This is a genomic window from Streptomyces sp. NPDC006259, assembly GCF_042870975.1.
GTDB lineage: Bacteria > Actinomycetota > Actinomycetes > Streptomycetales > Streptomycetaceae > Streptomyces.
In genome coordinates, this window is sequence record NZ_JBIAHY010000008.1 from 180,270 (window position 1) to 200,081 (window position 19,812).

A 19,812-nucleotide genomic window follows, 5' to 3' on the forward strand; every position below is an offset into this window, starting at 1 on the left:
ACGCCCGCGCTCCCGGCTTCCCGCCACGCCGTCCGCCCCGTCGCACCGGCGCCCCGTGACACCGCCCCGTCACACTTCCGCCCCGTCACGCCGTCCGCGTCATGATGCGCAGCACCTCGAGCGTGCGCGGTGGGGTGTCCGGCTCCTCGCCGTCGGCCACCGCCAGGCGTACGTGGGCGTCGCGCGCCGCCCGTACCGCGTCCGGCCAGCCCTCGTGGTCGACGTACGCGGAGACCGGGGCGTCCGGCCCGACCTGGTGCATGATCCGCAGGACGCGCAGTACGGCGGTGTCGACCAGCGCGGCCTCCTGCGAGTCGCGGAAGATCGTGCCGACGTACTTCTCGGCGGACCAGTTGTCGAGCCAGGTGTCCTCGACCAGGCGGTACACGGCGTCGGTGACGTCTCCGTATCCGTCGACGCCGGCCAGCCAGACGTCCCGCTGGAACACCGGGTCGGAGAGCATGTGCAGCGCGGAGCGCACATTGCTGCGCCAGCGCCACCACGGCATGTCGTTGAGTGGCATGCCGCCCATGGTGGAGGAGCGACGGCCGCGACGGGAAGAGTTCTCCGAACCTTGCACGGTCGTCGATCGTACGTTTCCCCGTCCCGCGCGCCTCACCAGCCCCCGTAATTCACCTCGCCGTCACCCCGTGTTGCCTCCGGGTCACTCGCAGGTTGGCCATGTGGCGGAATCGTGCGTGGACATGACCGGCAGGCAACGTACGCGAAGCACCTTCCTCCCCAGGTTCCTCCGCCCGACCGGGCCTTTCAGATCCGCCGCCCTGTCGACGGGTGCCCTGGCGGCCTGCGCGTCGCTCGCCGCCGGCTGCGGGATCGTCCCCGGGGCCACGGGGGGCTCCGGGGACGACTCGATCGTCGTCATGACCTGGGCCCCCGAGGACACCGCCGCCACCAACAAGCCCGGCATGCCCGCCTTCGCCCGCGCCTACGCCCGGTGGATCAACGCCAACGGCGGGCTGAACGGTCGTGAGCTGAAGGTCCTGACCTGCAACGACCACAACGACACGGTGGACGCCGCGAAGTGCGCCCGGCAGGCCGTCAAGGCGGGCGCGGTCGCCGTCATCGGCTCCTACAGCCAGCACTCCGAGTCCTTCCTCCCCCCTCTGGAAGGCGCCGGGATCCCCTACGTCGGCGGCTACGGCGTCACCAACGCCGAGTTCACCAGCCCGCTCTCCTACCCCGTCAACGGCGGCCAGCCGGCCCTGCTGGCGGGCCTCGGCAGGGAACTCGCCGCAGACTGCGGCCGCGTCACCCTCGTACGCCCCGACACCATCGCGGGCGACGCCCTGCCCGCCATGCTCGACGCCGGGCTCACGGCGGGCGGCCACGACAAGGCCGTGGACCAGCAGGCCGCGGAGGACGCCACCGAGTACTCGGCCCAGGCGGTCGCCTCCCTGGAGGAGGCGACCGATCCCGGGAGAACCGGCAAGGCCGGCAAGGCCGTCGACGGGTGCGTGATCCCCGCGCTCGGCGACCGCACCGGCACCTTCATGGACTCCTTCCGGCGCGCCCGCGAGGACTACCCCGACGTGAGCACCGCCACCGTCCTCGGCAGCGTCGACCAGACGGTCATCAACTCCACCGGCGGCGCCTCCAGCGCCTTCGAGGGGGCGTACGTCACCGGCTGGTACCCGGTGGCGGGCGACCCGCGCTGGGACCCGATGAGGAAGGTGATCAGCGAGAGCGCCTTCTCGGACACCCGGATCGACCCGGCGGACACGGGCGTGCAGACCACCTGGATCGCCTACACCGTGTTCAAGAGCGTCGTGGAGTCGCTCGGCGGCGGCGCGGTGACCGCCGACACCGTCACCGGCGCCCTCGACGACGGCCTGAGGATCGGCACGGGCGGCCTCACGCCGACCCTGCGCTGGGAGTTCACCGACCAGCTCGCCTCGATCGGCTTCCCACGCCTGGTCAACGCGAACGTCACCCTCCAGACGGTGCGGGAGGGCCGGCTGGCGGCGGCCAAGGAGGGCTTCGTCGACGTCACCGCGACGCTGGAGAACGCCGACGTCGGCTGAGACGGGGGTGCGCGTAGCCGAGGCGGGCCCGGCCGGGGCGGGCGTACCCGGGGCGGGCGTACCCGAGGCGGGCCCGGCCGACGCCGGTCGGGCCCTCGCGGGTCACAGCTGCGTCGGCTGCCGCTCGGTCAGGCCGTACGTCTTCGCGATCGTGTTCCACAGCTTGGCGGCGCGCGCCTTCTGAGCGCTGGCCGTGCCGCTCGCACGGTTGGCCTCCTGCGTCTGGCCCGTGCTGCGGGCCTGACCCTTCTTGCAGAGCTTGCCCTTCTCGCCGGCCACCTGGTCGGCCCAGGCCGCGTAGTGGTCGTCGGCCGAGGCGGAGGCCTGCCAGGCCTTGGTGAGCGCGTCGGTCAGCGCGGCGTGGTCCGGCAGCCGGTCGACGCTCAGACCGGACAGCTCGGTCACCAGCCCGGTGCGCTGCTTCGCCGCGTCCCGCAGATCGGCGGCGGCCTCGGAGAGGTTGTCGCACTTCTTCACGTCGTCCACCGCGCTGATGACGGACGCCCGGCTGCTGCCGCTGTCCGCGAGCAGCTTGTCCAGGGCGATCGCCTGCTGCTCGGCCGCGTCGGTGGACGCCGAGGCCGAACCCTGGGTGACGGGCGCCGAGGCGGCGGCGGCCTTGTTGTCGTCGCCCTGGTCGTCGCCGCCCCCGCCGGAGAGCAGCGCGCCCGCGCCGACCCCGACGACGACGAGGGCCACGCCGATGGCCGCGAACAGCGGCACCCGCGAGCCGCTGCGGCCGCCGCCCGCCCTGTGGTCGTCGTCCTCCCGCGTCGCGCGCCGCCCGCGGGAGCCGCCGCCGGGCGGGGGGTAGGAGGACTGGGCGTGGCCGGTGGGGCGGGAGCCGTAGCCGGGGGGCTCGGGCTCCGAGAAGCGCGGCATCTGCTGCGTGGACCCGGCCGGTCCGTCGTCGACCTGGCCGCCGCCGCGGAAGAGGTTGTCGAACTCGGCGGGCGGCTGTCTCTCGCCGGCGCCGTACGGGGTCTCGCCGGTCACGGGAGGGATGTACTGGGTGGCTTCGGCGTCGGCGTGGGAGCCGTGCTGCCCGCCGTGGGTGGGCAGCGGTCCCGGACCGTCCTGCCGGGCGCGGCCCAGGAAGTGGGTGGACTCCGAGGGGGACTCGGGGGGCAGGGCGCCCGGCGCGACGGGCGGAAGGTACTGCGTCGCACCCTCGTCCGCCGACCCGGGGACGGGCGGTATGTACTGCGTCGCGCCGTCGGCCGCGGGACCCGGGACGGGCGGAAGGTACTGCGTCGCACCCTCGTCCGCCGACCCGGGGACGGGCGGTATGTACTGCGTCGCGCCGTCGGCGGCGGGACCGGGGACGGGCGGAAGGTACTGCGTGACGCCCTCGTCCGCCGACGCCGGGACGGGCGGTATGTACTGGGTGGCGCCGTCGGCCATGGGCGGCAGCGGCGCGGCCGGCACGCCGTGGCCGTACGACGGGGCGGTGGCGCCCTCGGGCGGCAGCGGGCCGGCGCCCTGACCGTGCCCGGACCGGGGGGCGGCACGCCACGCGTCGGGGCCCGTGGGCCGCGGGGTGTCCCACTGCCGGTTCCCGTCCCACTGCTGCTGGTCCGTCGGGGGCGGCCAGGACTGTCCGCCCTGCTGCCCCGGCTGCTGCTGCCCCGGCTGCTGTTCGGGCCCCCAGGTCTGGTCCCAGGTCTCCCCACCGGCCGACGGGCCCGCCGACGGCGCGGGCGGTGGCGGTGCCTGCCCGCCGTACCGCTGCTGCCCGTACCGCTGCTGCTCGTACTGCTGCTGCCCGTACTGTCCGGCAGGGGGTTCCTGCCGCGGGCCCTGCGTCGTGCCCGGCAGCAGGGGTTCCCCGCCGTCGGAGGGCAGCACGATGCCTTCGCGCGCGGTCCGCGCCGAGGGCTCCTCGCCCTGTCCACTCTGCGTCACCGGGACTCCTACTGATGGGGGACCTTCGGAATCGTCGGCTCACGCTACCGGGTCCCCGGAACCCCGTGCTACGCAGCTCAGGTCCTGATCTCCCCCCTCGTGCGACGGGTGACGGAACCGGGGCGCCGTGCGCTGTGTACGCCGTCGATCACGCGAGGGCGGGCCGTCCCCGGCCGTTCACGCCACGGCACCCCGGATGTTCACGCGGCGGCCTGGAGATCCAACCGCGCTCCGAACTCCCTGACCACGGGCTCCTCCCGGAACGGCTCCAGTCGCTGCTGAAGGTCCTCCAGGTACTCGGCGCCCCGGTTGGAGCGGAGCGTCTCCAGCAACTCCACCGCCTTGAGACCGGTGTTGCAGGCCTGCTCGATCTCGCGCCGCTGCACCTGCGCCGTGGCCAACAGCACATAGCCGATGGCCCGCCTGCGGGCCCGGCTCTCCGGATGCCCGGCCAGGGACTGCTCCGCGCAGCGGGCCGCCGCCTCGGCCTGCCCGAGGTCCCGGTGACAGTGCGCCAACTCGTCGGCCAGATAGGCCTCGTCGAAGTGCTCGATCCACGCCGGGTCGTCCCCGGCCGCCGGATCGGCCGCCTCCAGCGCGGACACGGCCCGCCCGGACGCCACCTGCGCCGCCCGTACGTCGCCCATGAGGGCGTGTCCGCGGGCCTCGGCGGCGTGGAACATGGCCTCCGCGCGCGGTGTCACCCGCCCCCGCGCGCCCTCCTGCGCCGCCCGCGCCAACTGGGCGATCTCGCGCGGGTTCCCGAGCTGGGCGGCGAGGTGGCTCATGGAGGCGGCGAGCACATAGCCGCCGTAGCCGCGGTCGCCCGCCGCCTGGGCGAGGCGCAGTGCCTGGATGTAGTAGCGCTGGGCGAGACCGGGCTGGCCGGTGTCGACGGCCATGTAGCCCGCCAGTTCGGTCAACCTTGCGACCGACGCGAAGAGTTCACGCCCCACCGCCTCCCGGTACGAGCCGGCGAGCAGCCCGGAGACGACGCTGTTGAGGTAGTGCACGACGACGGGGCGCACGTGCCCGCTGCCGTACTGGTGGTCCAGGGCGACCAGCGCCCGGGTCATCGCCTTCACGGCCGCCACGTCGGACAGGCCCACCCGGGCGCCCGCCTGGCGCGCCACCTGCGCGTCGGGGGAGGAGATCAGCCAGTCGCGGCTCGGCTCCACCAGCGCGGAGGCGGCCACGGACGACCCCGAGAGGAAGTCCCGCCGGCCCACGTCACTGCGCCACAGCTCGCAGACCTGCTCGATGGCCCCCAGTACCGTCGGCGAGAACTGGAGACCGACACCCGACGCGAGGTTCTTGCCGTTGGCCATGCCGATCTCGTCGATCGTGACCGTACGGCCGAGTTTGCGGCCCAGTGCCTCGGCGATGATCGCCGGGGCGCGTCCCCGCGGCTGCTGTCCCCGCAGCCAACGGGCCACGGACGTCTTGTCGTAGCGCAGGTCGAGACCGTGCTCGGCGCCGCACATGTTCACGCGGCGGGCGAGCCCGGCGTTCGAGCATCCCGCTTCCTGGATGAGCGCCTGCAGCCGTTCGTTCGGCTGCCGCGCGACGAGAGGCCTTGCGGCCATTGGCACTACCCCCTGTGGCTGCGGTGCCTTTCCCGCGCACCGAGTTGATGTGTCTTCCACCGAAAAGTTCCGGCCGTGAAGATCAATGCCCCGCGGATACGACGAGAATGCGAGACATGCGAGGATTGCCTTGGTAAAGGCGGAAGCCGCCCCCAGCGTGCCTACCCGCTCCCGCGCTCATTCCTCTCGCGCGCCCCCGCCCATGCACCTGTGCGCCCCGGACGCGGAATCGATGCTCCTCCCCCGCGCACGTCGGCGGCCCGTAACCCCTGGTGACGCCCAGAGTTGTGTTCATCGTGGAAGAGACCATCGCGGGCGCCGAGGCCACCCAGATCCCGAAGCAGCGCGGAGAATCGCTGCTGGAGACCGCTGTTCGCTACGCCGAGGAACGTCACTGGGACGTCTTCCCGGGCACCTGGCTGGAGGCCGTCGACGGGACGCAGCTCTGCTCCTGCGCCGATCCGGCGTGCCCGGCGCCCGGGGCGCATCCGGCCCGGCCCGACTGGGCGACGCAGGCGACGGGCAGCGCCACCGTCGCGCGGCGGATGTGGCAGAAGCAGCCGAACGCGTCGATCCTGCTGCCGACCGGGCGCACCTTCGACGCGATCTCCGTGCCGGAGACGTCCGGGTTCCTGGCGCTGGCGCGGATGGAGCGGATGAAGTCGCCTCTGGGTCCTGTCACGTTGGCGCCGGACCGGCGGATGCACTTCTTCGTGCTTCCCGGGGCTTCGGTCAAGGTGGGGGATCTGGTGCGCAAGTTGGGGTGGACGCTGTCGTCCGTCGACCTGGTCGCGCTGGGCGAGGGGGCGTACGTGGCGGCGCCGCCGACGCGGTTCGGGTCGCGGGGTGCCGTGCAGTGGGCCTGCCGTCCCACGCCCGCGAACCGGTGGCTGCCGGATGTGGAGGAGTTGATCTCACCGTTGGCGTACGCGTGCGGCAGGGACCGGTAGGGGTGACGCTCCGGCCGGACGCCGGAGCAGAGGAACCACCGACGCGGGAGGGACCACCGACGCGGGACGCCGCTGCCGTCGGCGGCCGCTCGCAGGGCCGCGATCACGGCGGCGGCCCGTGCCTCTCGGTCCCGCGCCTCTCGGTCCCCTGCCCGGCGGCCCGCCCGCCGCCGGAGAGCCTGACGGCAGGGAGCGAGGCTGCCGGACGTTCAGCCCCCCGACGGCCGGTTCATCGCGCCAGCACGCCGTCCAGGAACGGCTCGATCGCCGTCCGCCAGCCCTCCGGCTGGTCGTAGTGGACGAGATGACCGGCGCCGGGCACCTCCGCGTACTCCCCGAGCGGCAGCACCCGCACCATCTCCTGCGCCTCCGCGCGCCCCAGTTCGCCGTCCAGGCCACGCACGACCAGGGTGGGGCAGCGGACCTGGGTGAGTTCCTCCCAGTGGGCGTCGTAGACCCACGTCTCGCGGGACTTCAGCATCTGTTCGGGTTCGAAGACCGGGCGCCAGCCGTCGGGGGACTCCTGCATCACCTCGGCGTAGAACTCGCCGCGCGCGGGGTTGGGGCGCTCCACCCAGGGGTCGTCCTCCCCGAACCACTTGCGGACGTCGGCGAGGGTGGCGAAGGGGACGGGCCAGGACCTGAACCAGTCGGCCCACTCGCGCTGCGAGGCCGCGCCGAGCGCGGAGGCCCGCATGTCGCAGATGATCACGCCGGAGATCAGGTCGGGGCGCTTCGCGGCGAGCTGCCAGGCGGTCAGCGCGCCCATGGCGTGGCCGACGAGGACGGTGGGGGCGAGGCCGAGCTGTTCGAGGGCGGCCTCGGCGTCCTCCACGTACGCCTCACGGGTGAAGGCGGCGGCCTGCGGCGGCTTGTCGCTCCGGCCGTGGCCCCGCTGGTCGAGGGCGACCGCGCGGTGCCGCTCGGAGAGCCAGCGGGCGGTGGACGCCCAGTGCGAGGCCCGGCCCATCAGGCCGTGCAGTAACAGCACGCCGGTGGTGCGCCCGGGCACCGGCCCGGTCCGCGCACCGCGCTCTCCGGTCGACTGGGCCGGAATCATGGCTTCCGACCGGTGGCCCGCCGGGTCGTTCTTGGCCGGGTCGTTCTTGGCCGGGTCGCCGAATTCCCAGGCCGCCAGGCGTACGCCGCCGGCCCCGGTCACGTCGATGCGTCGCGCCATAGGTCCTGGCACCCCCTCGCTGCCGCTCGGACCCCTCACTCCCGCTCGAGCAGGCCGGTCCGGTCACGCGTCGTGTCTGCCGTCGTACCGCTGTGCTGCCGGTTCACCCGCAGATTATCGAATGGCTATTCGAAAACACCCGCTTCCGTGGGCAACACCCCTCGTTCGAGTGACCACGCTCAAGGAATGATCGCCGCCGCCGAGGGGAGACCTTCAGCGGGAGGCGGACCACTCGGGGAAACCGGTCCGCAGGGAACGACCTTGAGAGCTCGGGGCTCCAGGTCGACACAGGGGAGGACAGGCCCCGGCGCCGTGAGGCGCCGGGGCTCTCCCATGGTCTGCGGCACATCGTCCCGCCCCCTCAGGTCATATGCCTCACGCCACAGCCTGGCACGCGCACCGCGTGAGCGCTGCGATTCGACACAGGGAACCACCGATTCGGCGAGATCGACAGAACGCCTCAACCGCCCCGCCCATCCCGCCTGCCCCACGATCTGAACAGCGATCAGATCGCGGTCGGCGGTGTCCCGGTGGTCGTCCCGGCCCCTTGCCCACCGGCCCGGTCAGGACTTGCCCACCGGCCGGGTCACAGCCCGGTCAGGGCTTGGCGACGAACACGTGGGAGGCGATGTCCGTCTCCAGCTCGGCCGCCTCACCGCCGCTGCCGACCAGCACACCGCCGGCCGACTCCGTCACGCTCACCACCGAGCCCGGCTGCACCCCCGCCCGCCGCAGCGTGTACATGAGCTGCGCGTCCGTCTGGATCGGCTCGCCGATGCGACGGACGACGACCGTCTTGCCCTCCAGGCCCGGGTCGAGGTCGGCGAGCGACACCATGCCCACGTCCAGGAACGGGTCGGCGATCTCCTTCTCGCCCAGCTCCTCCAGGCCCGGGATGGGGTTGCCGTACGGCGACTCGGTGGGGTGGCGCAGCAGTTCGAGGACCCGGCGCTCGACGGCCTCGCTCATCACGTGCTCCCAGCGGCACGCCTCCGCGTGGACCTGCTCCCACTCCAGGCCGATCACGTCGACGAGCAGACACTCGGCCAGGCGGTGCTTGCGCATCACGCGCGTGGCGAGGCGGCGGCCCTCGTCCGTCAGCTCCAGGTGCCGGTCGCTGGCCACCGAGACCAGGCCGTCCCGCTCCATGCGGGCCACCGTCTGGCTGACCGTCGGACCGCTCTGGTCGAGCCGCTCGGCGATCCGGGCGCGCATGGGGACCACACCTTCCTCCTCCAGCTCGAGGATGGTGCGGAGATACATCTCCGTGGTGTCGATCAGTCCGGACATACGTGCCCCTCGATGAGATTGCCGGAAGCTGGACGGCTTTCCGACTCGTGCGCTGGCCCTGGCCCTGGCACCAATTCTGCCGGATACCACTGACAAGCGTGCCGCGCCGCGGGAACGGGGGGTTTGCGTCCGGGTCGGCCCACCGGCGAGTCCGTCCCCGACGACCACGTCCGCCTCCCGTCCGGCGGCGGCGCCCTCACCGGGCGACGCCGCGGGCCCCGGACGGGTCGCGCGATCCTTCGGACGGGCCGTGCGGTAGCCGTACGGAGCCGGGACAGGCCGCGCCGTCGTCGGACAGGCGCCGTGCGGTCGTCCGCGGCGGCCCTGGGAGCGTCCGGGCCCTCCGTGGTCGATCCAGGCGGTCCGTAGGCAGTCGGGTCGATATGTAGCCGGTCCGGGCGGTCCGTAGGCGGTCCGGGCGGTCCGGGAATCCGTAGGCGGTCCCAGCGGTGCGTGGGCGGTGCGCCTCAGCCCTCCCGGTCCCGGCCACCCCTCGGACTGCCCTTGCTCCCCCATCGGCACCCCGGCCGCCTCCCCCGGCTCCTCCTCCCCGGCTCCTCCTTCACCGCCCCAGGAGTCGCCCGGCCCCCGCGCGGGCCCCTCCCCCGCCGTATTGACAGCGCGCTGGTCCAGACCGCACGGTGATCCGCGACACGGACACCGGACTCGGCAAAGGGGCCCCTCGGATGAGCGACCGCACGCCCGCCGCGCAGTTCTTCGACGCCGCGATCGGCCTGTTGCAGCGGGTTCGCGACGAGGAGGCGGGGGCCGTGGAGGCCGCCGGTGTCCTCCTCGCCGACACCGTCGCCTCCGGCGGACGTCTCTTCGCCTTCGGGGCCGGCCACTCCTCGCTCGCCGCGCAGGACGTCGTCTACCGCGCGGGCGGCCTGGCCCTGATGAACCTGCTCGCCGTGCCGGGCGTCGTCGGCGTCGACGTCACGCCCGCCACCCTCGGCTCCGCCCTGGAGCGCGTCGACGGCCTGGCGAGCGCCGTCCTGGACACCTCGCCGGTGCGCGCGGGCGACGCCCTGGTGATCGTCTCGCTGTCGGGCCGCAACGCGCTCCCCGTGGAGATGGCCCTCCACGCGCGCGCCCTCGGAGTGAAGGTCATCGGGGTGACCTCGGTGGCCTACGCCACCGAGACGACGTCCCGGCACGCGTCGGGGACGTTCCTCAAGGACCACTGCGACCTCGTCCTCGACTCGAAGATCGCCGTGGGCGACGCGGAGTTGACCCTGGACACCGTCCCCGCGCCGTTCGCGCCCGCCTCCACCGTCGTCACCACGGCCCTGCTCCAGGCGGTCATGGCCACCGCGGCCGCCTCCCTGTCGGACCGCGGCATCGAGCCGCCGCTGCTGCGCTCCGGCAACATCGACGGCGGCCACGAGTGGAACGGCCGGATCATGGACGAGTACCGGGACCGGATCTTCTACCGGCGCTGAGCACCCCGCCGGGGCGAGCGCCGCACGCGCGCCTCAGACGTCGTCACCGCTCCCGGCCGAACCGATGAGCCCGACGAGGTCGGCGAGGTCGAGGCCGGCCGCCATCCGGACGGCGACATCCTCGGCGTACGCCGAGTCGACGCGTTCGAAGGCCGTACGGCCCGCCGTGCGCAGGAACGTCACGACGCCCAGGGTGCGGCCGCGGCTGCGCAGCACCGCGCACAGCGCGTGCGCGGTGTCCTCGGGCCACAGCCGCGCGCGTGCCCACGCGCGGGCCTCGTCCGGCGCCGCCCCGCCCGCGGAGGCGCGCACCGAGCCGGCGCGGGCCACGCACTGGAGGACCGGGTGGTCTTCCGCGTACCGCACGGGCAGGCCCGCGTGCCCGGTGAGGACGCTGGGGCCCGGCGCGCCCGAAGGCGTGGCCGCCACCCGCACCAGGCGCGGCGGGGCGCCCGGTTCCCCGTCCGCCCTCGGGGCACCGGCGACCCGGTCGATCACGGCATGGTCGGCGAACCCGGCGAGCGCGAAGTCCAGATGGACGGTCGCCGCCTCGGCCGGGTCCTCGCACTCGGCGGCCGCCCGCGCGGCCCGGTGCAACTGGTTCGTCCGGAACCGCAGCAGCGACGCCTCCTGCTCGCTCCGCTTGGCCTCGGTGACGTCCTGGAACAGCCAGCCGACGCCGAGCGGCACCGGCTCCTCGGCGAGCGGCGAGGCGAGCCGCACGAAGCCGCTGCGCCAGCAGCGCCGCTTCTCGCCGTCCGGGGTCCGCACCCCCACCCACATCTCGGCGGGCGCGGGCGGGGCGCCCTCGGCGAGGACGTGGGTCAGCGCGTTCTCCAGCTCCTCGACGCCCCGGGTGAGCAGATCGCCCAGCGGACGGCCCAGGACGGCCGTACGGCCGGTGCCGAGCGCGCGGGCCGCGTGCGCGTTGACGACGGCGGGGCGCAGGTCGGCGTCGACGAGGACGACGCCCCAGGACGCGTTCTCGAAGAGGGCCTCGCTGAGCGCGATGGAGCGCTCCAGGTCGATCTGGGTGTGCACCTCGCTGAAGGCGCAGTACAGCCCGGCGGGTTTGCCGTCGGGGCCGCGGACGGCGGCGGACTGGGTGCGCACGAGGACCCGGCCGCCGTCCTTGGTGACCAGGGCGAACTCGTGCACCTGCCGGCCGGGCGAGCGCATGGCCGCCATCAGCCGGCCCTCGATCTCCTCGGCGTCCGCCTCGCGCACCGCCCAGCCGGCGAAGCCGTGCCGGCCGACCGCCTCCGCGGTGGTCCAGCCGAGGATGCGCTCGGCCTCGCGGTTCCAGTGGGTGACGACGCCGTCGGCGTCGAAGGCGCACAGGGCCGCGTCCATCCCGTCGAGCAGCGCGGCGAGCAGGTCCGAGCCGTCGGGACCCTCCGGGCCGGGCCGCTCGGGCTCGTCCGGTCCCAGTTCGTCGGTGGTCCCACTACGGCGGGAAGCACTCACCTGGACCCCCTCAGGTTCGCTCACTTGCCCTCATTCAACTTGAACGTGACGCAGCCCACATATGGTTCCCGCAAGATTGCGGGGGGAATCGTTGTACGCCGCTGCGGCCGGGTACGCCTCGGCCCGCTAGGGCGCGGCCAGCCGCAGGTCGACCCAGACATCGCTCGCGCCGTCCAGCACGTACCGCTCCGTCTCGGCGAACCCGCGCGCCTCGGCGAAGCGCAGGCCGTCCTCGTTGACGGCCAGCACGCAGGTCTCCACGATCCGGGCGCCGAGCACGCGCGCGTGGGCGAGGCCGTTGGCGTACAGCGCGGTGCCGTGTCCGCGACGGCGGTACGGCGGCAGCACCCGCGCGATGACGGTCGCCACCGCCTCCTCGCCCTCCGGGGGCCGTACGGTCGAGCAGCCGACGAGGACATCGCCGACGTAGGCGTTCTCCAGGCGGTAGCGGTCGGCACGCGCGCGTGCGTCGTCGAGGGACAGGGCGGCCGGAGGCACGATCGCGTTGTGGACGTACCGCCACTGTTCGAGCATGGCCGCACCGGCGACCGGCGCGATACGAAGACGAAGATCGGTCACGGCACCAGGCAATCGTGCGGCCGTGCCGGCGTCAACGGGGTTGCGGGTCCAGGGCGCTCGGGTCCTGGCCTCGCGGGTCCTGGGTCCTGGCCTCGCGGGTCCTGGGCTTCCGGCTCGCGCCCGGCGGGGCGGCGGGCGTACACCTCGATCTCGATTCTCGTCCTCGGGTCGGCCAGCCCGCAGACCATCATCGTGGCCGCCGGCCGCACCTCGCCGAAACAGCCGCGCAGCACCGGCCGGCAGGGCTCGAAGTCGGCCCGGTCGGGCAGCAGGTAGCGCACCCGCACGACGTCCGCGAACCCGCATCCCGCCTCCGCCAGCGCGGCCCCTATGTTGCGCAGGCACTGCTCGGCCTGCTCCACCACGTCGTCCGAGATGGTCATCGTCGTGTGGTCGAAGCCGGTCGTCCCCGACACGTGCACCCGGTCGCCGTCGACGACGGCCCGCGCGTATCCGATCCGCTCCTCGAAGAGGGAGCCGCTGAGGATGGCCCGCCGTCCGGCCATGGGAGGAGTCATGGGTGAGGTCATGGCCGGACGCTGGGCGAAAAAACAGTTGCCCCGACGACGGGACGCTTCCTAGGGTGGTGAGCACACGAGAAGGGAGGTGGTTCGGCGAATGTACGAGAACCGGACGCGTGAGGTGGCTGCGGGCTAGCCCGTCACCACACCGAGTGCGGTGCCGGACCGACGCGTGAAGACGCGTGCAGCCGGCCCAATCCCAGCAGTCACCCGACCCGCGAGTCGCCGGTACGTCCGGCCGGCCCTCCCCGGAGGACCAGACTCGCGGGTCGTCTGCGTTCACCGGCCTCCGCTGCCACGGCCGCCGCCCCGTGGAATCTTCGGTACGTGATCTGCGCCACGCGTGAATCCACGGGCAGGGAGTACGCTGACCGCATGCTTTCGCTCGTTCGGCGCCGCCACGTGGACTACGTCCGCGTCACGAGCATGGGCTGTCGACGCTCCGTCTGAGCCGTCCGGCCCCTTTTTCCGCGGTTCAGCAGCCGCTCGCGTTTCCCTTTCTCTGCCCACTTGGCACCCGTGCGCCCGCCCCACCCACGGCGCTCGCGCGGGACCCGTACACCTTGCGGACGCACCATGACGAACGTGTCGACGAATCCGTCGTACCAGCAACTGCCGATCATCGATCTCTCCGCGGCCGACCGCGGGCCGCGGGCCCGGGACCTGTTGCGCGCCCAACTGCACGGTGCCGCGCACGACGTGGGGTTCTTCCAGCTGGTGGGGCACGGAGTGAGCCAGGAGGAGACCGGGGCGCTGCTCTCCGCGATGCGGAGGTTCTTCGCGCTGCCGGAGGCCGAGCGGCTCGCGATCGACAATGTGCGCTCGCCGCACTTCCGCGGCTACACCCGCACCGGCGACGAGCGGACCGGGGGCCGGCGGGACTGGCGGGACCAGCTGGACATCGGGGCGGAGCGGCCGGCGCGGCTGCCCGGCCCCGGGGAGCCCGCCTACTGGTGGCTGGAGGGGCCCAACCAGTGGCCCGCCGGGCTGCCCGAGCTGCGGGTGGCCGCGCTGCGCTGGATCGAGCGGCTCAGCGGTGTCGCGGAGAAGCTGCTGCACGAGTTGCTCGCCGCGATCGGGGCGCCCGCGGACTTCTACGACCCGGTGTTCGGGGAGCGGGCGCACCCGCACCTGAAGCTGGTGCGCTATCCGGGGAGCGCGGGCGACGGTGCCGGCCAGGGCGTGGGCGCCCACAAGGACTACGGGTTCCTGACGCTGCTGCTCCAGGACCAGGTGGGCGGGCTCCAGGTGCAGCGCGAGGACGGGCTGTTCCATGACGTGCCGCCGCTGCCGGGGGCCTTCGTCGTCAACCTCGGGGAGCTGCTGGAGGTGGCGACGAACGGGTATCTGCTGGCCACAAACCACCGGGTGGTGTCGCCGCCGAGCGCGGTGGAGCGGTTCTCCGTGCCGTTCTTCTACAACCCGCGGCTGGACGCGCGCGTGGAGCCCCTGCCCTTCCCGCACGCCTCCGCCGCACCCGGTGTGACCGACGACCCGGCCAACCCGCTGTTCGCGGAGTACGGCTTCAACGAGCTGAAGGGCAAGCTGCGGGCCCACCCGCTGGTGGCCGAGCGGCATCACGCGGAGCTGCTCAGCCCCGCGTGATCGCCTGACGCACGGCCAGGGGCCGGCCGTCCGGTCGTCCCCGGCGGGCGCGCGACGACGGCCACGGCACCTCGCCGCGCCGGCGGAGCGCCCGAGCCCGCCCGGTGTGCGGACGCGCCTCCGCCGTGCGGCGCACCGCGTCCGACGCCGTCCGGTGGTCCACCGGGAACGACGGGACGACGCTCAGCGGGCGATGTCCGCGTATCCCTCGATCTCGTGGGGGCGGCGGGAGCCGGGGCCGGTGTAGCGGGCGGAGGGGCGCACGAGGCGGCCGGTGCGCTTCTGCTCCAGGATGTGCGCCGACCAGCCGGCGGTGCGGGCGCAGGTGAACATCGACGTGAACATGTGCGCGGGGACCTCGGCGAAGTCGAGGACGATGGCCGCCCAGAACTCCACGTTGGTCGCCAGGACGCGGTCCGGGCGGCGGGCGTGGAGTTCGGCGAGGGCGGCCTTCTCCAGGGCCTCGGCGATCTCGAAGCGGGGTGCGCCCAGCTCGCGGGCGGTGCGGCGCAGCACCCGCGCGCGCGGGTCCTCGGCGCGGTAGACGCGGTGGCCGAAGCCCATGAGGCGTTCGCCCTTGTCGAGGGCCTGCTTGACGTACGCCTCGGCGTCGCCGGTGCGCTCGATCTCCTCGATCATGCCCAGGACGCGGGAGGGCGCGCCGCCGTGCAGGGGGCCGGACATGGCTCCCACGGCGCCGGAGAGGGCGGCGGCGACGTCGGCGCCGGTGGAGGCGATGACGCGGGCGGTGAAGGTGGACGCGTTCATGCCGTGCTCGGCGGCGGAGGTCCAGTACGCGTCGACCGCGGCGACGTGCTTGGGGTCGGGCTCCCCGCGCCAGCGGATCATGAACCGCTCGACGACGGAGTGCGCCTTGTCGATCTCGCTCTGCGGCACCATGGGGCGGCCCTGGCCGCGGGCGGACTGGGCGACGTAGGACAGCGCCATGACGGCGGCGCGGGCGAGGTCCTCGCGGGCCCGCTCGACGTCGATGTCGAGGAGCGGTTCGAGGCCCCAGACGGGGGCGAGCATGGCGAGCGCGGACTGGACGTCGACGCGGATGTCACCGGAGTGGACGGGGATGGGGAACGGCTCGGCGGGCGGCAGTCCGGGGTTGAAGGCGCCGTCGACGAGCAGGCCCCATACGTTGCCGAAGGAGACGTGGCCGACCAGGTCCTCGATGTCGACGCCCCGGTACCGGAGTGCGCCGCCCTCCTTGTCCGGTTCGGCGATCTCCGTCTCGAACGCGACGACTCCTTCGAGTCCGGGTACGAAGTCGGACATCAGGCGGCTCCTCGTGATGTGTGCGACGGATGGCGCCGGTGGATCCACGGTCCGTGCGGGGACTCGCGGTCCTGGGCGGTCACCCCGGTGATGCCCCGTGCGGTCGGCGGTCACCCCTGGGATGACATCAGCACCATATCTCCGAGTGCCACCTTTGGGGAGTGTGGCGGCACTCAGTGCCACCTCCGGTGGGCGGAGGCCTGCCTGCCGGTGGCTCCGGTGCGGCAAGATGACGGCGTGGACCACGCAGAAACCGTCTCTCCCGATCCCGCCTCCATGCGCAAGCAGTACCGGGCGGAGGGCCTCGACGAGGCCGACCTGGCAGCCACTCCCGTGGAGCAGTTCGCGCGCTGGTTCCGGCAGGCCGCGACGGAGGCGCACCTGTTCGAGCCGAACGCCATGGTCGTCGCCACCGCGGACGCCCAGGGGCGGCCGTCGTCCCGCACGGTGCTGCTGAAGCACTTCGACGAGCAGGGCTTCGTCTTCTACACCAACTACGACTCCCGCAAGGCCCGAGACCTCGGCGAGAACCCCCACGTCTGCCTGCTGTTCCCGTGGCACCCGATGGCCCGGCAGGTCATCGTGCGGGGCGTGGCCCGGCGCACGGGGCGGGACGAGACGGCGGCGTACTTCCGGAGCCGGCCGCACGGCTCGCAGCTCGGCGCGTGGGCGAGCGTGCAGTCCGCGGTGATCGCCTCCCGCGACGACCTCGACGCCTCCTACGCCGAACTGGCGGCCCGCTATCCGGCGGGCGAGCAGGTGCCGGTGCCGCCGCACTGGGGCGGTTTCCGGGTGGCACCGGAGTCGGTGGAGTTCTGGCAGGGCCGGGAGAACCGGCTCCACGACCGCCTGCGGTACGTGGCGGAGACGGACGGCGGCTGGCGCGTGGAGCGGCTCAGCCCGTGAGGGCGGCCCGCCCGATCGGTTTCACGTGGAACAAGCCGGTGCTCGAAGGGACCGGCACGGGGACCCTCGTGGGGGATCGCCCGGGGCCGGCCGCTCAGCGGCCGAGGTTCTGTTCCAGCAGGGCCGCCCACTGGGCGACGACGCGGTCGCGGCGGGGGCCGTCGTCGGTGAGGAGGTTGGCGAGGCCCAGGCCGCGGGCCATGTCGAGGAGACCCTGGACGGTCTCCCTGACTCCGGGCCCGGACTCGTCGGCGCCGAGGAGGTCGACGGCTATGCGGTGGGTCTCGCGGCCGACCCGGGCCTCCAGCTCCGTGACGCGCGAACGCAGCTGTTCCTCGTTGGAGGCGGCGACCCACAGGTGCAGGGCGGCCCGGAAGAGAGGGCCGGTGTAGAGGTCGACGAGGGCCGAGACGACGGCGCGCCGGTCGCCAGCCGCGCCTTGCGGGAACAGGGCGCGCAGGGCGAGGGAGCGTTCCTCGGCGACGTATTCGACGGCGGCGGTGAAGAGGTCCTCACGGGTGGGGAAGTGGTGCTGGGCGGCGCCGCGGGAGACGCCTGCCCGTTCGGCGACGACGGAGACCGTGGAGCCCGCCCAGCCGTGTTCGGCGAGGCAGGCCACGGCGGCTTCCAGGAGCCGCTGCCGGGTGGCCCGGCTGCGGTCCTGCTTGGGGGCGCGGTCGCGGTCGACCGGGCTCACAACACCCATGCGGGTTCCCGTCGTTCGAGAAAGGCCGTCATTCCCTCGCGGGCCTGCGGGGAGGCGAACAGTCGGGCGGAGAGCGCGGTGAGATCGGCCGCGTCCCGCTCGAACGCCTCCAGCACCCTAACCGTGAGCAGCCGTTTCGTCTCGGCCAGGCCCTGGGGCGCGGCTCTGCGCAGGCCGTCCAGGACGGGGGCGAGTACGGCGTCGACGTCGTCGGCGGTCGCGGTGAGCAGGCCGATGCGGGCCGCCTCGGGGGCGTCGAAGCGTTCGCCGGTGAGGTAGTAGCGGGACAGGGCGCGGGGGTCGGTGCGCGGGAGGAGCGGCAGGGAGATGACCGCCGGGGCCACGCCGACGCGTACCTCGGTGAAGGCGAACGTCGACGCGGTGGACGCGGCGGTGATGTCGCAGGCGGCGAGGAGGCCGAGGCCGCCGGCGCGGACGTGTCCGGTGACGCGGGCGACGACCGGCCTGGGCAGTGCGACGAGCTGCCGCAGCAGGCCGACGAAGGCGTCCGGGGCAGGGGGGTCGCGCAGGTCGGCGCCGGCGCAGAAGGTCCCGCCGGTGTGGGTGAGGACGACCGCGCGGACGCCGGGGTCCTCGGCGCAGTCGGCGAGCGCGTCGGCGAGTTGGGCGACGAGGGCGGCCGAGAGGGCGTTGCGGGTGTCGGTGGCGTCGAGGCTGAGTGTCTCGACGCCCCGGTCACGGGCGCGGCCGATCAGCGAGGTCATGGGCGTTGCTCCCTCCGTGGCCGTCCGGGGCGGTCCCTGCGGTGCGGTCATGGGCGCTTCCTCAGTTCGCGGCGCAGGATCTTCCCGGAGGCGGCGCGCGGGACGGTGTCGATGAAGGTGACGAGGCGGACGCGCTTGTACGGGGCGACGCGTTCGGCGACGTACATCGCGACCTCTCCCTCGGCGAGGTCGGGGGCGGTCGGCCGGCGGACCACGTACGCGTGCGGCACCTCGTTGCCGGTGTCGTCGTGCTCGCCGATGACGGCGGCGTCGGCGATGCCGGGGTGGGTGAGCAGCAGCGCCTCCAGTTCCGCGGGGGCCACCTGGAAGCCCTTGTACTTGATGAGTTCCTTGACCCGGTCGACGACGAACAGCCAGCCGTCGGCGTCGACGCGGCCGACGTCGCCGGTGTGCAGCCAGCCGGCACGGTCGATCATGGCGGCGGTGGCGTCGGGGCGGCCCAGGTAGCCCTTCATGACCTGGGGGCCGCGGATGAGGATCTCGCCGGCTTCGCCGACGCCGAGGTCCTTGTCGGGGTCGTCGAGGGAGACGATGCGCATCTCGGTGCCGGCGATCAGCTTGCCGACGGTGCCGGCGGGGGCCTCGCGCATGGCGTCCAGGGGGACGACGTGGGTGCCGGGCGACAGCTCGGTCATGCCGTAGGCCTGGCCGAGGGGCGGCAGGTTCAGGCGCGCGGCGCAGGCGGCGGCGAGGCCGGCGTCCAGGGGTGCGGCGGCGCTGATGACGTACCGCAGGGACGACAGGTCGTACTGGGCGATCGCCGGGTGCTTGGCGAGGGCGAGGACGATCGGCGGGGCCACGTACAGGCCGGTGATGCGGTGGTTCTGGATGGCCGCGAGGAACGTCTCCAAGTCGAAGCGGGGCAGGACGACGACGGTGGCGCCCTTGCGCAGCGGCGCGTTCATGAGGGCGGTGAGGCCGTAGATGTGGAAGAAGGGGAGAACCGCCAGGACGCGGTCGCCGGGGCCCGCCGTGACCGCCGGTTCGAGCTGGGCGAGGTTGGTGGCGATCTGCCGGTGGGTGAGCATTACGCCCTTGGGGACGCCCGTGGTGCCCGAGGAGTACGGCAGGGCCGCGACGTCCTCCGTGGGGTCGATGGCGACCTGCGGCTCGGGTGCGGCGGAGCCGAGCATGTCGATCAGTGAGCGGTGCCCGGGGGCGCTGTCGCAGACGAAGATCTCCTCGACGCCGCCCGCCAGTTCGGCCGCCCGGCGGGCCGTCCCCAGCAGGGGGGAGACGGTGACGATCCAGCGGGCGGCCGAGTCGCCGAGCTGTTTGGCGAACTCCTCGGCGGTGGCCAGCGGGTGCACGGTGGTGACGGTGGCCCCCGCGCGGGTGGCGGCGTAGAACGCGGTCGGGAAGGCGATCGTGTTGGGGCTGTGCAGGGCGAGCACGTCGCCCTTGCGGACGCCGGCCTCGGCGAGAGCGGCGGCGATCCGCCGGTGGAACCGGTCCACCTGCTCGTAGGTGAGGGTGGTGCCGTCGGTGCCGTCGACGAGGGCGGGCAGGTCGCCGAAGGCGGCGGCATGCCCGAGTACGGCGTCGTGGATGGGGAGTTCTATGGGCGGGACGTCCGCGTACTCGCTGTGGAACACGGTTCCTC

17 protein-coding genes are annotated in these 19,812 nt (G+C 73.6%); 5 read left to right on the plus strand and 12 right to left on the minus strand.

What is annotated here, in order from left to right; all coding sequences use genetic code 11:
* Nucleotides 1–85: 85 nt before the first annotated feature.
* Nucleotides 86–532: a hypothetical protein gene (locus tag ACFYO5_RS30590; protein ID WP_356565052.1), complete on the minus strand. Its 447-nt coding sequence runs from the start codon at nucleotides 530–532 to the stop codon at nucleotides 86–88.
* A gap of 172 nt (nucleotides 533–704) precedes the next feature.
* Between ACFYO5_RS30590 and ACFYO5_RS30595 the strand changes: the two genes are divergently transcribed.
* Nucleotides 705–2,042, plus strand: a complete 1,338-nt coding sequence (locus tag ACFYO5_RS30595; RefSeq protein ID WP_388714879.1) for an ABC transporter substrate-binding protein — start codon at nucleotides 705–707, stop codon at nucleotides 2,040–2,042.
* A 102-nt stretch (nucleotides 2,043–2,144) separates the two neighbouring features.
* Here ACFYO5_RS30595 and ACFYO5_RS30600 read toward each other — a convergent pair whose 3' ends face one another.
* Both ACFYO5_RS30600 and ACFYO5_RS30605 read right to left on the minus strand, forming a co-directional pair.
* Nucleotides 2,145–3,947, minus strand: a complete 1,803-nt coding sequence (locus tag ACFYO5_RS30600; RefSeq protein WP_388714882.1) for a hypothetical protein — start codon at nucleotides 3,945–3,947, stop codon at nucleotides 2,145–2,147.
* Nucleotides 3,948–4,147: 200 nt separating this feature from the next.
* On the minus strand, nucleotides 4,148–5,533 hold the full coding sequence (locus ACFYO5_RS30605) for a transcriptional regulator (protein ID WP_388714885.1): 1,386 nt from the start codon (nucleotides 5,531–5,533) through the stop codon (nucleotides 4,148–4,150).
* Nucleotides 5,534–5,820: 287 nt separating this feature from the next.
* Between ACFYO5_RS30605 and ACFYO5_RS30610 the strand changes: the two genes are divergently transcribed.
* Entirely contained in the window at nucleotides 5,821–6,483 is a 663-nt protein-coding gene (locus ACFYO5_RS30610) for a bifunctional DNA primase/polymerase (protein ID WP_356565304.1), read from the plus strand.
* A gap of 229 nt (nucleotides 6,484–6,712) precedes the next feature.
* Here ACFYO5_RS30610 and ACFYO5_RS30615 read toward each other — a convergent pair whose 3' ends face one another.
* Together ACFYO5_RS30615 and ACFYO5_RS30620 are read right to left on the minus strand one after the other, a co-directional pair.
* Entirely contained in the window at nucleotides 6,713–7,663 is a 951-nt protein-coding gene (locus ACFYO5_RS30615; RefSeq protein ID WP_388714888.1) for an alpha/beta fold hydrolase, read from the minus strand.
* A 597-nt stretch (nucleotides 7,664–8,260) separates the two neighbouring features.
* Entirely contained in the window at nucleotides 8,261–8,953 is a 693-nt protein-coding gene (locus tag ACFYO5_RS30620; protein WP_356565043.1) for a metal-dependent transcriptional regulator, read from the minus strand.
* A gap of 686 nt (nucleotides 8,954–9,639) precedes the next feature.
* Here ACFYO5_RS30620 and ACFYO5_RS30625 point away from each other — a divergent pair.
* The gene (locus ACFYO5_RS30625; RefSeq protein WP_356565041.1) at nucleotides 9,640–10,395 is read left to right on the plus strand and encodes an SIS domain-containing protein; all 756 of its coding nucleotides are present in this window, start codon (nucleotides 9,640–9,642) and stop codon (nucleotides 10,393–10,395) included.
* A 33-nt stretch (nucleotides 10,396–10,428) separates the two neighbouring features.
* Here ACFYO5_RS30625 and ACFYO5_RS30630 read toward each other — a convergent pair whose 3' ends face one another.
* From ACFYO5_RS30630 to ACFYO5_RS30640, 3 genes are all read right to left on the minus strand, one after another.
* Nucleotides 10,429–11,862: a PAS domain-containing protein gene (locus ACFYO5_RS30630; RefSeq protein WP_388715306.1), complete on the minus strand. Its 1,434-nt coding sequence runs from the start codon at nucleotides 11,860–11,862 to the stop codon at nucleotides 10,429–10,431.
* Between the two features lie 126 nt (nucleotides 11,863–11,988).
* Complete coding sequence (locus ACFYO5_RS30635) at nucleotides 11,989–12,441, minus strand: GNAT family N-acetyltransferase (protein ID WP_388714892.1); 453 nt, start codon at nucleotides 12,439–12,441, stop codon at nucleotides 11,989–11,991.
* Nucleotides 12,438–12,971 (minus strand): RidA family protein, encoded by a 534-nt coding sequence (locus ACFYO5_RS30640; protein WP_388714895.1) that lies wholly within the window; start codon nucleotides 12,969–12,971, stop codon nucleotides 12,438–12,440. Before ACFYO5_RS30640 ends, ACFYO5_RS30635 begins: the two co-directional genes overlap by 4 nt.
* A gap of 567 nt (nucleotides 12,972–13,538) precedes the next feature.
* Between ACFYO5_RS30640 and ACFYO5_RS30645 the strand changes: the two genes are divergently transcribed.
* Nucleotides 13,539–14,567, plus strand: coding sequence for a 2-oxoglutarate and iron-dependent oxygenase domain-containing protein (locus tag ACFYO5_RS30645; RefSeq protein ID WP_356565036.1), 1,029 nt, complete (start codon nucleotides 13,539–13,541; stop codon nucleotides 14,565–14,567).
* A 183-nt stretch (nucleotides 14,568–14,750) separates the two neighbouring features.
* Here the strand turns inward: ACFYO5_RS30645 and ACFYO5_RS30650 are convergent, their stop codons facing one another.
* Entirely contained in the window at nucleotides 14,751–15,851 is a 1,101-nt protein-coding gene (locus tag ACFYO5_RS30650; protein WP_356565034.1) for a citrate synthase 2, read from the minus strand.
* Nucleotides 15,852–16,127: 276 nt separating this feature from the next.
* On the opposite strand from ACFYO5_RS30650, the gene pdxH reads away from it, so the two are divergent.
* Entirely contained in the window at nucleotides 16,128–16,757 is a 630-nt protein-coding gene (gene pdxH, locus ACFYO5_RS30655; RefSeq protein ID WP_388715309.1) for a pyridoxamine 5'-phosphate oxidase, read from the plus strand.
* A gap of 94 nt (nucleotides 16,758–16,851) precedes the next feature.
* Here pdxH and ACFYO5_RS30660 read toward each other — a convergent pair whose 3' ends face one another.
* From ACFYO5_RS30660 to ACFYO5_RS30670, 3 genes are read right to left on the minus strand one after another with little or no spacing between them, the layout of a single operon-like run.
* Entirely contained in the window at nucleotides 16,852–17,463 is a 612-nt protein-coding gene (locus ACFYO5_RS30660; RefSeq protein ID WP_388714898.1) for a TetR/AcrR family transcriptional regulator, read from the minus strand.
* Complete coding sequence (locus ACFYO5_RS30665) at nucleotides 17,451–18,188, minus strand: enoyl-CoA hydratase family protein (RefSeq protein ID WP_388714900.1); 738 nt, start codon at nucleotides 18,186–18,188, stop codon at nucleotides 17,451–17,453. Before ACFYO5_RS30665 ends, ACFYO5_RS30660 begins: the two co-directional genes overlap by 13 nt.
* Before the next feature lie 47 nt (nucleotides 18,189–18,235).
* Complete coding sequence (locus ACFYO5_RS30670; protein ID WP_388714903.1) at nucleotides 18,236–19,804, minus strand: 4-coumarate--CoA ligase family protein; 1,569 nt, start codon at nucleotides 19,802–19,804, stop codon at nucleotides 18,236–18,238.
* Between the last annotated feature and the right edge of the window lie 8 nt (nucleotides 19,805–19,812).